The organism is Gracilibacillus orientalis, from assembly GCF_900114645.1.
Lineage (GTDB): Bacteria > Bacillota > Bacilli > Bacillales > Amphibacillaceae > Gracilibacillus > Gracilibacillus orientalis.
In genome coordinates, this window is the sequence record NZ_FOTR01000014.1 from 55,789 (window position 1) to 71,220 (window position 15,432).

The 15,432-nt window shown below is 35.4% G+C and carries 14 protein-coding genes; 3 read left to right on the forward strand and 11 right to left on the reverse strand.

Translation table 11 applies throughout. From position 1 onward, the window contains the following. Positions 1-55: 55 nt before the first annotated feature. A complete protein-coding gene (locus tag BM121_RS22570) occupies positions 56-184 on the reverse strand; it encodes an RAxF-45 family protein (protein WP_281244837.1) in 129 nt (42 codons plus the stop codon). Between the two features lie 214 nt (positions 185-398). Here BM121_RS22570 and BM121_RS18955 point away from each other — a divergent pair, with 214 nt between their 5' ends. Next, a complete protein-coding gene (locus BM121_RS18955; protein ID WP_091485583.1) occupies positions 399-1,298 on the forward strand; it encodes a PhzF family phenazine biosynthesis isomerase in 900 nt (299 codons plus the stop codon). A 54-nt stretch (positions 1,299-1,352) separates the two neighbouring features. On the opposite strand, the gene BM121_RS18960 is transcribed toward BM121_RS18955, so the two are convergent. Then, entirely contained in the window at positions 1,353-2,114 is a 762-nt protein-coding gene (locus BM121_RS18960; protein ID WP_091485585.1) for an MBL fold metallo-hydrolase, read from the reverse strand. Between the two features lie 116 nt (positions 2,115-2,230). Between BM121_RS18960 and BM121_RS18965 the strand changes: the two genes are divergently transcribed. Next, positions 2,231-2,656 carry an Lrp/AsnC family transcriptional regulator gene (locus BM121_RS18965; RefSeq protein WP_091485587.1) on the forward strand — a complete coding sequence of 142 codons (426 nt, stop codon included), beginning with the start codon at positions 2,231-2,233 and terminating at the stop codon, positions 2,654-2,656. Between the two features lie 28 nt (positions 2,657-2,684). On the opposite strand, the gene BM121_RS18970 is transcribed toward BM121_RS18965, so the two are convergent. The 3 genes from BM121_RS18970 to BM121_RS18980 form a co-directional block, all read right to left on the reverse strand. Next, complete coding sequence (locus BM121_RS18970; RefSeq protein WP_091485620.1) at positions 2,685-3,824, reverse strand: mannitol-1-phosphate 5-dehydrogenase; 1,140 nt, start codon at positions 3,822-3,824, stop codon at positions 2,685-2,687. Positions 3,825-3,829: 5 nt separating this feature from the next. Next, on the reverse strand, positions 3,830-5,908 hold the full coding sequence (locus BM121_RS18975; RefSeq protein WP_091485588.1) for a BglG family transcription antiterminator: 2,079 nt from the start codon (positions 5,906-5,908) through the stop codon (positions 3,830-3,832). Between the two features lie 92 nt (positions 5,909-6,000). Further along, positions 6,001-7,914 carry a PTS mannitol transporter subunit IICBA gene (locus BM121_RS18980; RefSeq protein WP_091485590.1) on the reverse strand — a complete coding sequence of 638 codons (1,914 nt, stop codon included), beginning with the start codon at positions 7,912-7,914 and terminating at the stop codon, positions 6,001-6,003. A gap of 271 nt (positions 7,915-8,185) precedes the next feature. On the opposite strand from BM121_RS18980, the gene BM121_RS22210 reads away from it, so the two are divergent. After that, positions 8,186-8,341 carry a hypothetical protein gene (locus BM121_RS22210; protein ID WP_175495506.1) on the forward strand — a complete coding sequence of 52 codons (156 nt, stop codon included), beginning with the start codon at positions 8,186-8,188 and terminating at the stop codon, positions 8,339-8,341. 493 nt (positions 8,342-8,834) lie between these two features. On the opposite strand, the gene BM121_RS18985 is transcribed toward BM121_RS22210, so the two are convergent. The 6 genes from BM121_RS18985 to betB form a co-directional block, all read right to left on the reverse strand. Beyond that, positions 8,835-9,539, reverse strand: a complete 705-nt coding sequence (locus tag BM121_RS18985; RefSeq protein ID WP_091485592.1) for a deoxynucleoside kinase — start codon at positions 9,537-9,539, stop codon at positions 8,835-8,837. A 455-nt stretch (positions 9,540-9,994) separates the two neighbouring features. After that, complete coding sequence (locus tag BM121_RS18990) at positions 9,995-11,437, reverse strand: DEAD/DEAH box helicase (RefSeq protein ID WP_091485593.1); 1,443 nt, start codon at positions 11,435-11,437, stop codon at positions 9,995-9,997. 194 nt (positions 11,438-11,631) lie between these two features. Then, positions 11,632-11,832, reverse strand: coding sequence for a cold-shock protein (locus BM121_RS18995; RefSeq protein ID WP_091485595.1), 201 nt, complete (start codon positions 11,830-11,832; stop codon positions 11,632-11,634). 240 nt (positions 11,833-12,072) lie between these two features. After that, complete coding sequence (locus tag BM121_RS19000; RefSeq protein ID WP_091485597.1) at positions 12,073-13,023, reverse strand: alpha/beta fold hydrolase; 951 nt, start codon at positions 13,021-13,023, stop codon at positions 12,073-12,075. Between the two features lie 29 nt (positions 13,024-13,052). Then, on the reverse strand, positions 13,053-13,676 hold the full coding sequence (locus BM121_RS19005; protein ID WP_091485598.1) for a TetR/AcrR family transcriptional regulator: 624 nt from the start codon (positions 13,674-13,676) through the stop codon (positions 13,053-13,055). 243 nt (positions 13,677-13,919) lie between these two features. Continuing rightward, positions 13,920-15,389: a betaine-aldehyde dehydrogenase gene (gene betB, locus BM121_RS19010; protein WP_091485600.1), complete on the reverse strand. Its 1,470-nt coding sequence runs from the start codon at positions 15,387-15,389 to the stop codon at positions 13,920-13,922. Positions 15,390-15,432 lie beyond the last annotated feature (43 nt).

Consider the following 15,432-nt stretch of genomic DNA (forward strand, 5'->3'; position numbering starts at 1 on the left):
GCTCCCCTTACAAACCGTCCTTCTATATTGTGGGGTAAGAGATGTTTTCACTGTTTTAGCTTGCTATTGAATTGTTAAAAAAGGGCATACGTATCCCGTTAACAATTTCAATCGCAAATTTCGCACGGTTAAAATAAAGAAATTCAGTCCAATAACCGTACACTAAAACAGATTGATTCAACATCTTACCACCACCTCCGTTCCTTAAAGTTACATATATTTTATTACTCACAGGGATTTTTTTCAAGTATAATTTTTAAAGTTCAATTAAATTTCAAAATCCACTCTTGAGATAATGATACATGCATCGATAAACACATACTTTTACTAACACAGGCATTAATTATAAAGTATAATTAATTGTAAAATCTCTATTTTGACCATAGGAGGAATGTAAAGTGAAATCGATAAAGGTTCATCATTACGATGCGTTTAGTAAGAAACCCGATAAAGGAAATCCGGCTGGAGTAGTATTAAACGGTGACGAATTGACAGATGCAGAAATGCAAGAAATTGCATTCAAATTAGGGTTTAATGAGACTTCCTTTCCAGTTAAATCGGAAGTAGCCGACTTAAAAATTCGTTTTTTTACTCCTGGTCACGAAATGAATCTTTGTGGTCATGCCACAATGGCAACTGTTTATGCTTTAAAATCTACTGGCTTAATAAGAAATAAAACAAGCCTTACCATTGAAACAAAGGTTGGGATTTTACCTGTTACTATTAAATCAACCCCTGAAGGCGAAGTACATATTACAATGAAACAGGCTCCACCAAAGTTTAAAGAATTCAAAGGTTCAAAACAAGATTTAGCGAACTCAATAGGATTAAAAGAATCTGATCTTCATGATGATTTACCCATTTTATATGGAAGTACAGGTGCTTGGACACTACTAGTACCAATAAAAAAGTTAAACACTTTTAAGAAAATGAAACCTATTAATAAAGAGTTCCCATCCATATTAAAAGAAATGCCAGAAGCATCTGTTCATCCATTTTGTATGGAAACTTATGATATTCATGCTGATATGCATGCTCGGCACTTCTCTTCACCCTATTCAGGTACTGTCGAAGATGCAGTAACAGGAACTGCTTCTGGGGTAATGGGGGCTTTTTATGCAAAATACATAGATAGCAATTTTCAAGAACCTCTTAACCTACTCATTGAACAAGGTCAAGAAATTGATAAAGATGGTCAGGTTTTAGTTCAGGTTTCAAAGATTAATAACTCATTTGATGTTGAAATTACAGGAAACGCGGTTTATGTTAAAGATATTCACATTTTGTTAGGAAATTAATAATTTGTGCCAAGAAAAAAGTAGAAAGAAAATTATTTCTTTCTACTTTAACCTTTAAAATAAATATGATTCTCCGTCCTCTGGTACCAGTACATTTGAAGAGATTCCTTTTTCATCTATAAAGTGTTTTAATTCTTTTCTGGATAGTGTCCAATGATTGACTGCTTCCATGTGACTAGCAATAATTTTAGCATTTGGAGCAGTTTGATACACTTGATAAACATCTTCTTTCCCCATTACTAGCGAACCACCTTCAAGGAATTGATTATCTCCAGCATTTACGACAATGATTTCTGGTTCATGTGTTTCGATTTCTTGCTGAACTTCCTCATACCAGACTGTATCACCAGCTATATATAATGTTTTCTCATTTGAATGATTAAAAACAACACCACATACCAGTCCAGTAGCTTTTAATATTTCTCCTCTACCATGTTCGCCTTTTGTTTTAATTAATTGAATATCTTCAAAGATAGTGTCTTCTTGTAAGACTTCCACGTTGGTAAAACCAGCATTGTTTATTTCTGTAGCATCTTTTTCATTTTGTGCAAACAATTTTATACCTTTTGGAAGTACCTCTTTGGCAATATCATCCCAGTGATCTAAATGAAGATGAGTAACAATGACTGCATCAACATCATCTATGATATTATCAATTGATGTTGGTAAGCTAACTAATGGATTCTTTTGATCTTGTCTTGCTGAATTCGGAAAAGGCGGATATGTTCCCTTGTCAGCTAAAAAAGGATCTATTAAAAATTTCTTTCCTGCATAATTCACTACTAGTGTTGCATTTCGAATTTGTTGTATATTCATGATTAAAACTCCTTTACTTTTATTTACATCTATTTTATATTATGATCGGTACATAAATACATGGATATAATCAAGTCTTGTTGCTATTTAACTTGATAAATGAAAGGATTTGAAAAATGTTAGATAGTACAGATATGCGTATCTTAGAAGAACTGTCCAATAACAGTCGTATAACCATGAAGGAATTGGGTGAGAAAGTTCATTTGACTGGACAAGCTGCTGCAGATAGAGTTGCTAAATTAGAAGATTATGGTGTGATTGAGGGCTACACGATAAAAATTAATCAAAATAAATTAGGATATTTCATACATGCTTTTATCACTGTCTTCACAGAAAGTATTAGTCATCAGCCTTACCTCACGTTTATAAACACACAAGAACAATACATTATAAATAACTATAAAATTAGTGGGGATGGCTGTTATCTTCTTGAATGTAAATTTCCATCTCATGAAACATTGAATAAATTTCTAGAAGATTTTAATAAGCATGCGAACTATAAGTTATCTATTGTTATTAAAAACGGTTCAACTACTTTTTGAGCTGAACCGTTTTTTACGAACTTATCTTTTATTTTAACAAATCATATTGTTTGATTACTTCTTCTGTAATTTCGTTATCTTCAGGAAGATTACTCACTTCCTGCAATACTTTCGCAATTCCTTTATCATCGATCATCGCTTGAAGTTTTACTGCTTCTTCATCCTCTTGGTGATCAAATAATAATGCAGCAGCAATAGCCTTTGCTAAGTTAGTAAAAGCTAATCCTGCTTTGTGCGCTTCTGTTGCAGGGCGAATTAGTCGATCTTCCGGTCCTAATTTTCGTATCGGTGCACGTCCTACTCTTGTTACACCATCATTCAAATATGGATTTTTGAATCTTTCTATAATCTTTTGAATGTATTTCATGTGTTCCTCTTTATCTAAACCATACTGCTTAACTAAGTAATCTCCGGTCTCTTTTAGTGTTTCCTGAACTTGTTCCGCTATTTTTTCATCCGCTAATGTTTTATCAATAGTTGACTTTCCATTCAAGTAACCAAAGTATGCAATGACAGCATGTCCTGTATTAACCGTAAATAACTTTCTCTCGATAAAAGGAGCAAGCTCAGCAACAATAGTCATCCCTTCAACTGCTGGAATGTTTTCTTCTGTCTCGACAACCCATTCGTAATATGGCTCCACTAATACATCAAGTGATTCATTATCTTCTTGAATTGGCACGATACGGTCAACCGCAGAATTAAAGAACTGCACTCGTCCTGCTAACCTTTCTTTCGTATCCTCATCAAGATTGTCTAAAATGTGTTGCTTCAAAATGTCTGTTGCGCCGATCTGGTTCTCACAAGCAATGACATACAACTTCTCATCAGTTTGGTACACTCGTTCAGATAAACCGTGTGCTATAAGTGGTGCTATTCTTGGTAAAATGTTTGGACCAATAGCAGTAGTCACATACGTTGCATTTGAAATTGCTTCGACAACCTCTTTTTCCTGCGTCATATTGTTTAGTCCTGCCACATTATGAATCGTGGTTGTTTCCAGTTTATCTGTTGCTAGTTTTACTTGGTAACTCTTTTGCTCATTTAATTGATTGATGATTTGATCGGCAATATCAACGAATGTGACATGAAATCCTGACTCGGAAAATAATGATCCGATAAATCCTCTACCAATGTTTCCTGCTCCAAAATGAACTGTTTGTTTCATTTCTATCATTCCTTTATCCATTTATTTTGAAGATAGTCTGAAAATAAACCCTCTAACTTGCCTCTGATCATCGCTTCACTTGAAGATGAAAAAATCATCATTGCCGCGTCATTCTCAATCAGACTAGTACTTATTAGACTTAAAATTTCTTGTTCTTTTAAACTTAACTTTTCGGGAGATAACATTAATAGCAGATTTTTCAAATGTACTTCCTTACCATCCATTCCCTGAATGACACAAGGCTGTTCTAAATGACATATTTGAAAAATAAGCTCATGAATACTACTGTCCCGACAGTGATACAGCCCCATATTTGTATCCGGTATTCCCAATCCACCTATTTTTTCTCTATACTCTAACTTCTGCAAAACTGTTGTAGTATCTGTAATTAACTCTTTTTGCTCTAGTTCGTCTACCATCTCTTTCAATACTTGCTTATAATCTGCATTAGACTTTCGGTATACACGTAAATTATGCAGAATTGCTTCGATACTAGTTTGGACTTCTTTCATTTCCTGCAACATGTCTTGCAAGGTTGATTGCTCGCGCCTAACCTCTTTGTCACTGTCTTTCACATACTCATTCTTACTAGTTAATTGTTGAATATTACTCTGCAGGAAGCTTCGAATCATTTGAATGTCTTCATCATTTAATAAAGGGGACACTAAAATATAGTGAACATCATCGAACGGAAGCCTGACAGTGGAAATAACAACATCAAACTCATCTAAATTCGACTTTTCTATTTCTTTCATTGATTTAATTTCCACAGAATTAATCTCGGTAAATTCTTTCTGGATACGACTTGCCAGCATCTTGGAAGTCCCTATGCCTGTTGGACAAACGATGACAGCATGTATCGTTGCCCTCTCCTCATTCATTAATAAGGCAGAACCAAAATGAAGAACAATAAAGGCTATTTCATCGTCCGGGAAGGAGATGTCAGGAAATTCTTTTTCCAAACTATTCCGAACAGCCATAAATAATACAGGATATTTCTTTTTAATTTGCCCTGTTAATGGATTAAACAATCCCATTTGATGCTTTAACCGGAAGATAGAAGGCTCCATGTGGGCAAGTAGTCCTTGAAATAACGAAAAATCCCTAGATAAATCAACATGTAATTGATTGGAAACACTTTGGATAATATTCTTAATAATCTGTCCAAGCATGATACTGTCATAGTCTACCGTTTCAGAATCTTGTAATTTGGATCCTTTTAAAATAACTGCTAAATAATGAATATCTCTTTTAGTTAGTAGGATAGATAATTCAGATTTTAATTCTTCACCTAACTGGCTAATCAATTGAAACTCTCTTGCTGATTCATCATTCACCAATTCAACCTCTTCTTCCAATAGTAGTTGATTCTCTACCCGTTGAATGGTAATAGCAATATGAATGATAAGACCTAAGTAATCATTATCCGCTAACCGTGTTTGCCCTCGATCAAACAAATGATGAACCATATCATCAATTATCAAAAGGTAATCCGGTGAAAAATAGCTGAGTACTGGACCTTCTAATTTATTATTCTTCTGTAATATATACAAATTCTCTAACAGTTCCTCGTGAAAATGAAACAAAAAATAAGTAGCTAATGCTTTACGCATATTTGCTTCTCCACCAGCTATACTTACACCGACACCTCTTTTTCGTGTCAATTCTACTGTGAATTTCGCTAACCAATCTGTTAGATCATCCAGATAGGATGCAAGCGTTGTAACACTTACTCCTAGTTCTTTTGCCAACACTTGCTTCTTAAAAAATGAACCTTCATGTAGTAATTTAATGAGTAACTGCAGTTTTTTCTCTTCTGGTGTTTCATCAGTAGGGTGTTCATGGGATAACTGCTGCATCAGTTTAAAGATATGTTCATTTTTTCCATCAATTATTAAACCATCATTAGTTGTGCGATTCAGTTGTAAGACAAACGGCTTTAATATGTTTTCAACAGCCTTTAAATCACGCTGGATTGTCCTCACACTTACATTTAAATAACTGGCAAGTGAATGAGGCGTGTGCTTACCAGAGGTCTTCATAACTAAATCAATGATTAATTTTTCCCTTGACGTAATAAACATTTTTACCCACTCGTTTCCTTATTAAAATCATCACAGCAAGAATATAACAGAATAGAAAGACAGTACACACCATCTTTCTACTCTTTTTTAGATTATTTACTATTTATGATATCCAGCAATTCTTTTGCGGTTTTTGCTTGTACCATCTGTTCAATATTTTCTTCTTCTGCACAAATAACCGCAATACTAGAAAGAATTTCAAGATGTGTGCCATCTTTTCCTGCAATACCAAAGATCAATTTTGCTTCTTGACCATCAAAATCAACACCATTTGGAACTTGCAGAACGGTAAATCCTGAGCGTAACACAGCTTTCTTAGCTTGTTCTGTACCATGTGGAATAGCAACGTTATTTCCCATGTATGTTGACGTCATATTATCACGTTCAATCATCGCATCGATATAACTTCCTTCCGCATAACCAGCTTTGACTAACACTTCACCGGCAAAACGAATCGCTTCTTCCTTAGAAGAAAATTCTTGGTTTAGGAAAATATTTTCTTCTCGTAACAAGTCATCATCATCTTGTTCATGATCTGCCCCAGTTACATCTGCTTCTGTTTCTTCCACTACCTCAGACAATTCTTCTGAGATGCCATTTTGCAGACTGTCAATTAACTTATCATATTCCGGACTTGATAAGAAGTTATCTACTGAAATGTGATAAGTATTAGGTAATTTATCTTTCGCACGCGGTGTTAATTCTTCTTGTGTAATAACAACCTGTGCATCATTCGGTAAGTTATTAATCGCTGTGTTGGTAACAGAAACGTCTAGATCTGCTTCTTTCACTTTTTTGCGTAGTAGTGACGCTCCCATCGCACTTGATCCCATTCCGGCATCACAAGCAAAGACAATTTTGTTCACGTCTTCTGGCAACGTTCCGGGATTAGATTGAAGTGTTCCAGCAACAGAACTTTCCTTACCTTTCATTTCTTGCATTTTTTGTGTTGCCTCTTCAATATCCTCATCTTCTTGTTTACTTGATTTTAACACAAATCCAGAAACAAAGAATGAAACAATGGTAGCTACGATAACTGCGGCAAAGTTAGCAATATAAACACTCGCATCTCCAGTAGGTGTAAGAGCAGTAATTGCGATGATACTACCTGGTGATGCAGGAGCTGTTAATCCTCCACCTAATAGCACTAAGGTTAAGACTCCACTCATACCACCCAAAATAACAGCAATTAACAGCATTGGACGCATTAATACGTATGGGAAGTAAATTTCATGAATACCACCAAAGAAGTGAATGATTCCAGCACCAGGAGCTGATTGCTTTGCTGAACCTTTTCCAAACAACATAAATGCTAATAATACACCAAGACCTGGTCCTGGATTGGCTTCTAATAAGAGAAGAACAGAATGTCCTACGTTATTTGCTTGTTCTATACCAATCGGAGATAAAATCCCATGATTAATAGCGTTATTTAGGAATAAAATTTTCGCAGGTTCAATCAAAATACTTGTTAATGGTAATAATCCTTTATCAACTAACCAATCAACACCGACAACAAGTACCTGTGTAAATCCATCCACTGCTGGGCCTACTCCTAAAAATGATATAATTGCAAGGAAACCACCGAGAATACCAGCAGAAAAGTTGTTCACGAGCATTTCAAAACCGGATCTAATTTTACCCTCTATTAATTGATCAAACTTTTTAATTACGTAACCACCAAGTGGCCCCATAATCATGGCACCTAAGAACATTGGTGTGTCTGGTGCACCGATAATAACCCCCATTGTAGCGATCGCACCTACGACCCCACCACGCTGGTCATTTATCAATTTACCACCTGTGTAACCGATTAATAATGGTAGTAAATAAGTCACCATTGGATCTACTAATTTTGCAAGGTTTTCATTTGGAATAAAACCATCTGCAATAAATAAAGCAGTAATAAGTCCCCATGCAATAAATGCACCTATATTTGGCAGCACCATAGAACTAAGGAAATTACCAAACTGCTGGACTTTTACCTTTATATTTGACTGAGCCATTTTTATCACCCTTTCGATATCATTTTTATATCCCTCAATTATTAATCATATGCCACAGTTATCCTACCTTCAAGATACTTGAAAGCTATCTTTGTCGCAGGCTTTATGACAAACCTATTTTTTCTCCGGGATATAAGATTTTATGCTTCTTAGTTTTAGTTTCACAAGACACTACACCTAAGTAGGTATAAAAGTATAAGTGTGTATATTAGGGGATGCCGTGCTTTCTTTTGTAAATAATAAGTTTGTTATACATTAAAGGAGGACTTGTATGCAACAAGATAATAAGGCTAAAATGAAGGGTTCTATTACCGAACCAGAATTTTCTAGAACTGATGCACAAAAAGTAAGACAAGAAATTCAAAAAGATGTCAGTGAAGGGCAAGGTGCAATAACTTCCCGAGAGGCAGGAGCAAAGCATGATTAAAAACTACTCATGATTAAATATATATAAGGTGAGATAGTTATAAAGCCTGTATCTTAGATTACCAAGTAATCATTGATACAGGCTATTAATCATTTTATTGAACTAAAGATTCCGTTTGTTTAATCAAAGGATACAATTTTTCCATCACTATTTATCCCTCGAAAACTGAAACTACCTACTTCTCCATGTGCTAACTTACTGTAATGAACTGCAAACCCAGCCCTGACATCCATTTCAATAAAAACAGTTGATTGCTCTTTATTGATGGTTTAGTTGAAAATTAGAGATATGTGGAAAATATGTTAACTGTCAATTCCGAGGAGATATTGCTATCAGTGGGGATTTTACGGACGATTAGCACCACGATAAAAGAAGAAGAAGCTTTGATACTAGCTTCTTCTTCTTTGTTAAAAATTATATAAAATTGCATTATTCCATTTCTTTTTGACAACACCATGTTTCGTTCTCTCATGATTTAATTCAGTCTTTCGTTTTAAAGTGTCTCTTCATTCGTATGTTTAGCTTCTGTGAAATTCAGTTCATGTAATTTTTTTTTGATGAGAGCTATCACATATTCACGATCTGATGGATTGTTCTCAAAATCTAATTGATCAACGTTAATTTTTAACACAGGTGATGCATTGTATGCCTCAAAATATTCTCTGTACTCTTTGTTTAACCTTTCCCAATATGCATTTTCTGTAGCCACTTCATAACTTCTACCTCGTTTATTAATTCGACAAATAGCTTCTTCCGTTGATATTTCAAGGTATATCATTAATGCTGGTGGCTGACAGTGTTCAATCATATTTTTGAATAAAGTTAAGTAAATGTTGAATTCTTCTTCAGACATTTCTCCACTATCTTTTAGCATTTTTGCAAAAATGACATCTCCATAAATAGAACGGTCCAGTACAGCCAGATTGAGCTTACTAGCATTTTTTATATGCTTGAAACGTTCATTTAAGAAGAATACTTGTAAAGAAAAACTATATCGTTCCCTGTCATAATAAAATTTATCTAAAATTGGATTATTAACAACGGGTTCTTCAAATGGTGTATACCCTAACTCCTTTACAACCATATCCATTAATGTAGTTTTTCCTACACCGACTACACCATCTATCGTAATCATTTTCCATCCATCCCCTTTTGTCTTTTTTAACCTTTTTAAACAATCGATATAAAAGCTTTCCATTCTATCTAGCCCCTTTGAAAAAATCTAGAACCCGCATTTGAATAAAATAGTTTTATTAAATATATATTAGCTACTTGAGGCTTCTTTACCTTCGAATTATCCCTAAAATATAAAAGTCGATATACAGTTCGCACCCTCTATATTGGGAAAGAATATTATATCTTCAATTTTTTTCTTACTATATATTGACATGCGTGTAGTTCATTCATCGAAAAGCAACTAATATATTATAACACACACGGGCAACACATAACACAATATATAGTTATTTATTGTGAATTTATAACTGTATATTGTGTTATGTGTTATTAAAACTTTAGTGTTTTAATGTAAATAACAAATAAAACCGGCCATAGTCAATAACCCTAGCCGGAAAAACTACTAACTATTCAATTTGGCATCAAACTTCTATGCGATCTAGCAAATTACAGTTAATCATACATCGTGAGATATGTCTATTTCATCGCTCTACTCACTTTTAGTTTTTTACCTTTAACTTTTGTATGTTCCATTGCTTCTAAGACTAGAGAACCTTTACCATTCAAAATATCAACATAAGACCAATTATCTTTGATGGTAATAATCCCAATATCATCTGCTGTTACATTTGGAATATTGGAAATCGTACCAACAAGATCCACTGCTCGGATTTTTTTCTTTTTTCCGCCACTAAAATGTAGCTTCATAATATCTTGATTGATTCTTGCTGTTTTGTTATTTTTTACAATGCGTCGTTCCTGCATTTTTTTATCGAAGGCTTCTTTTGCTTCCATTACTTCCTCTTTCGAAGGTAGCTCCCGTTTACGAAGTTCAAAACCAATATATTTCTCTATTGGTCGTAAGTATTTTCCTTGAGAATCAGTTACAAATGTGATGGCTTTCCCTTTATTACCTGCACGACCTGTTCTTCCTGTTCGGTGTACATAGCTTTCTTTTTCCATTGGCACATCAAAATTAATAACGAGTGACACATTATCCACATCTATGCCTCTTGCAGCTACATCCGTTGCTACAAGATAACGAAATTCCCCCAACTTAAAGCCTTCCATTACAGCAAATCGTTTTTCTTGCTCTAGTCCACCATGAATCTGTTCGCAAGAGTAATGAGACTGTTCCAATTCGGTCGATACTTCGTTTACTTGTTCTTGTGTATTACAAAAGATGATACAGCTATCTGGATTTTCAACAATGGTTACATCCTTGAGTAGTTCCATTTTCGAATCTTTTTTCACTTCGAACAAACTGTGCTCAATACTGTCAGTTGTGACTTCTGTTGTAATTTCAACATTGATAGGATCGTGCATATATTTATGACAGAGCTTTTCAATTTCTTTCGGTAAGGTCGCAGAGTACAACGTCGTTACTCTATTTGATGGTACCTGTTTAATAATTGCTTCTACTTCATCTAAAAAGCCCATTCTTAGCATTTCATCTGCTTCATCTATGACAAGATACTTTATTTGATCTAAGTTTAAGGTATCTTTTTCGATATGATCCATTACTCGACCCGGTGTACCAACAACTACGTGTGTTTTTTGTTTTAGTTCATCCTTTTGAATGGCAAATGGTGCTTTTCCATATACAGCTAACGCTTTTATTCGTTTGAATCTGCCAATATTGGTTATATCTTCTCGAACTTGAGCAGCTAGCTCTCTTGTCGGGGTTAGCACTAAAGTTTGTGGTTTATTTTCTTCCCATACCATTCTTTCACAGATAGGGATGGCAAAAGCAGCAGTTTTCCCACTTCCGGTTTGTGATTTCACTATTAGGTCTTGGTTTTCCAACACTCGTGGAATAACTTCACTTTGTACCTCTGTAGGCTTATTGTATTTTAATACATCTAATGCTTTAATTAATTCATCACTTAATTGATAACTTTTAAAGTTTCCTTCATTCATTTGTTACCCTCATTTATATTAGATTTACTTATAATATTTGCTCAGACACTTAATCATATTCAAATATAAGAAGAGCGAATGTATCGCTTTAAAGGTAACTAAACAGCTTGATCGACCCGCCGTAAAGGATTACCTAGTTTATTATTCTTACTTTTAAAAAAGAAAAAGGACTCTATTATAGAGCCCTTTAATAATTATGCTTTATTAACGTTAGTAGCTTGAAGTCCGCGTTGACCTTCTTCAGTATCAAACGAAACTGTTTGACCTTCTTCTAAAGTTTTGAATCCTTCACCTTGAATAGCTGAGAAATGTACGAATAAATCTTCGCCACCTTCTACTTCGATAAAACCGAAACCTTTATCTGCGTTAAACCATTTAACTGTACCTTGTTGCATATTTGTTGCCTCCCGTGTGGATATCCCCACATTTTAATACTATCATTGCCCAATTAGATAAAAGGTGAAAAGTGCAATATTTACTCTTTTCTCTCAGACCGATACCGAACAAAAATAATTCTTATTAAGCATAGCAGACTGTGTTTGGAATAGCAAGTAATATTTGGATACCAGTTCTAATTGGAGGTACCCGTACCTTGTGGGAAACATAGGATGATGACTCTGTTGAGCAAAAATTAATTAAATCAATTTACTTCCTTGATTGTCTACACTATCGAGTAAGTTCCAAATCGCTTCGACCACTTCGTCTGGGCAATCTGTGTGGATCGTGGTATGTCCGGCATTTTCGAGTATACGATGCTCCCCACGCGGAACGGAATTTGCTAAGTTTGTATAGGTGGTATTTTTAACTTTATTGAATGGATCAATAGTATCACGGAGGAAAGATTTACTTGTGATCGGCGTCATGAATGGATCGATTCCCATCGCTGTGTACACAATCAATGGAATATCAGGTATGTCTCCTCCTTTACGAACTTCTTCATAGAGCTCGCTATTCAAATTTTTCCTTTCCGTCATCGTTTTCGTTAATGTCCTGAGGTGATATTTAATCAACTTTTCACGTATCGAATTTGGCCAACTTGCAAGCATCTGTTCGAATAAACCTCGAAAGGTTTGCTTGTATGTTAGGAGTGTGCGGAGGATCGGAAAAACCTGCTGAAGTAAATAGCGTTTCTTTAACTTTGGTGTATTGGTGAGAAAGTCTTCATGTGGCGGTTCTAGTAGAAGCATCCCAGATACCTCATCTGGAAATCGTTGGGCGTACCGGCGTGAATATATTCCTCCTAGCGAGTGGCCGACGAACAGATAGGGAGCTGGTACACCAGCGGTCTGCAAAAGGCTTCGCAATTCATCAGTGACCTCAAGGGCACTTCGAGGTAATTTGACCGGATCGCTCCATCCCGTTCCCGCTCGATCATAGATCACTGATGTTGTACGCTGACTAATTTTATTATGGATATTTAGATAATCAAGTCCGACCATGCCGGCTGCCGGTAAAAATACTACTGATGGACTCCCGGTCCCTGAACAATCGAGTAACAAGCGTCGCTCTTCCACGTTGTAGAAACTTCCAATCGGCGCACTGCCAAGGGACTTATCTCCTTGGTGTGTGGTTGTATTATCTTTCATCGCTTTATCGAGCCTCCCATAATTAATCTTTATTTATAATAAATTTTCCTAAGTTCGTCAAGGTAACTATCAAGTTCTGCAAGAATATTATCATAATCCAATGCAGTGACTTCTGAGTTTCTGATATCCTCTAGTATCTGATTTGTAAAACCAATGTTCGACCAAAAAATAAGCTGTTTACATCTTTCAACGTCTAATCCTTCTCTAAATTTAGATTCATCAACGATATCAAACATTGTCTCATGACATAATGTTTGTTTTTCGTTCACTCTTTTTTCCAGCTCCTTATTGATGTCATCAGACTTAGTAATAGCATCGATCTTAATAAATTCGAAAATCCAAGGGTGTTTTTGCAATAATTCAATTTGGAGCAGATATGATTGCCGTAGTTTTTCAAAAATATCTTTCTCATTAAAGTTCATTAAATTAAGATATTCTTTATTAATCATGTCAGCGCAGTAATCATAAAGAAATAGAAAAAGATCCTTTTTGCTATTTACATAGTGGAACATTAACCCCTTTGAAATCCCTGACTCTTTTGCAATAACATTTGTCGATGCATCATCAAATCCCTTCATAGCAAATTCCTTTAATGCTGCATTTAAAATAACATTCCTTCTTTTAGATTCGAGGTTTAAAATTTTTGGAAGCATGATAACCACCTTAATTATTTTTATTGTTTACCTATTAGGTCAATTACATTATAAACTCATTTATCTGATAGGCCAACAACAATTAGGAAAATTATAGGAGGACAAGGTTTAGACATAAAAAAAGGACCCTGCATTCGTAAATGTTTATTTTAACGAATGCAAGATCTGACTAGCAGATTTATATTTTAGTTAGACACAAAGGTTCGTTAGTCATAAAAGCAGATGATAAAGAAATATCTAATCCTAAAACCAATGTAAAGGTTCTGGCTTCACATTTTGTAATATATGTTTTGTTTCTGTGTATTCCTCTAATCCCTGTCTACCAAGTTCTCGTCCAATACCTGATTGTTTAAAACCACCCCAAGGAGCCTGTGGAAAATAGAGATTAAATTCATTTATCCATACCGTTCCCATGCGCATTGTCGCAGCACACCGTTCTGCTTTCACAATGTCATTTGTCCACACACCACCAGCAAGACCATAAATCGAGTCATTTGCTAACTGTACAGCTTCTTCTTCTGTATGGAATTTCTCTATCGTAATAATTGGGCCAAATACTTCCTCTTGAACAATGCTCATATCGGTTGTACAGTTTGTAAATATGGTTGGTAAATAGAAGAATCCATCTTGAAGCTCAGGATTTTCCGGTCGTTTACCTCCGATTACAAGATTGGCGCCTTCATTCTTACCTGTTTCCACATAGTTCTCTACTTTTGCTAAATGTTCAGCTGAAATAAGAGGTCCCATTTGCGTGGCTTCATCAAAGCCATTCCCAAGTTTAATATTTTTGACACGATCGACTAATGCTTGGACAAAATCAGCATGGATCGTTTCTTCAACAATCAATCTTGTGCCTGCTGAGCATATTTGACCTGCGTGAAAGAAAACACCATTCAAGGCTTGATCAACAGCGGTGTCAAAATCAGCATCAGCGAAGATGATATTAGGGTTTTTGCCTCCGAGCTCTAATGCTAATTTTTTCATATTCGTACTTGCTGCTTTCATAATTCTTTTACCTGTATGAATTCCGCCTGTAAAGGAAATTAAATCTACATCGACATTCTCAGACAGCTCTGCACCAACCGTATTTCCTGGACCTAAGACAAGGTTAGCAACACCTGCTGGTATGCCTGCTTCTTCAATCAGTTCAAATACTTTCATTGTTGTTAAAGGTGTAATTTCACTTGGCTTCATAATCAACGTATTACCAGTAACTAAGGCTGGTGCTAATTTCCATGAAGCTTGTAATAACGGATAGTTCCAAGGTGTAATTTGTCCACAAACACCTACTGGCTCGTGAACAACCTTACTTACAGTATTAGGAACTGGCGAATGAATGAGTTCGCCACTTTCTTTACCAGCTAATTCTGCATAATATCGAAAGACGCCAGCAATATCATCCATATCTCCTCGGCTTTCTTCTACCGTTTTCCCCGTATCTAACGATTCCAAATTAGCTAATTCTTCTTTATCTCTTTCAATTAATTCAGCTATTTTACGAACTAGTATGGCACGATCGGTTACTGGAGTTCTTACCCAATCACCTTGATCAAAGGTTGTTCGCGCCGCTTTGATAGCTGATTGAGCATCTTGTTGATTACCTTCTGCTACCGTAGCGATGACTTCTTGGTTAAATGGGTTTATAATGTCACGCATTTGCCCACCAATTGCGTCAACCCACATACCATTGATATACATTTTCTTTTTATTCATAAGTTATGTCTCCTCCTATTTTCAAGATCAATCTTTCTAAAAA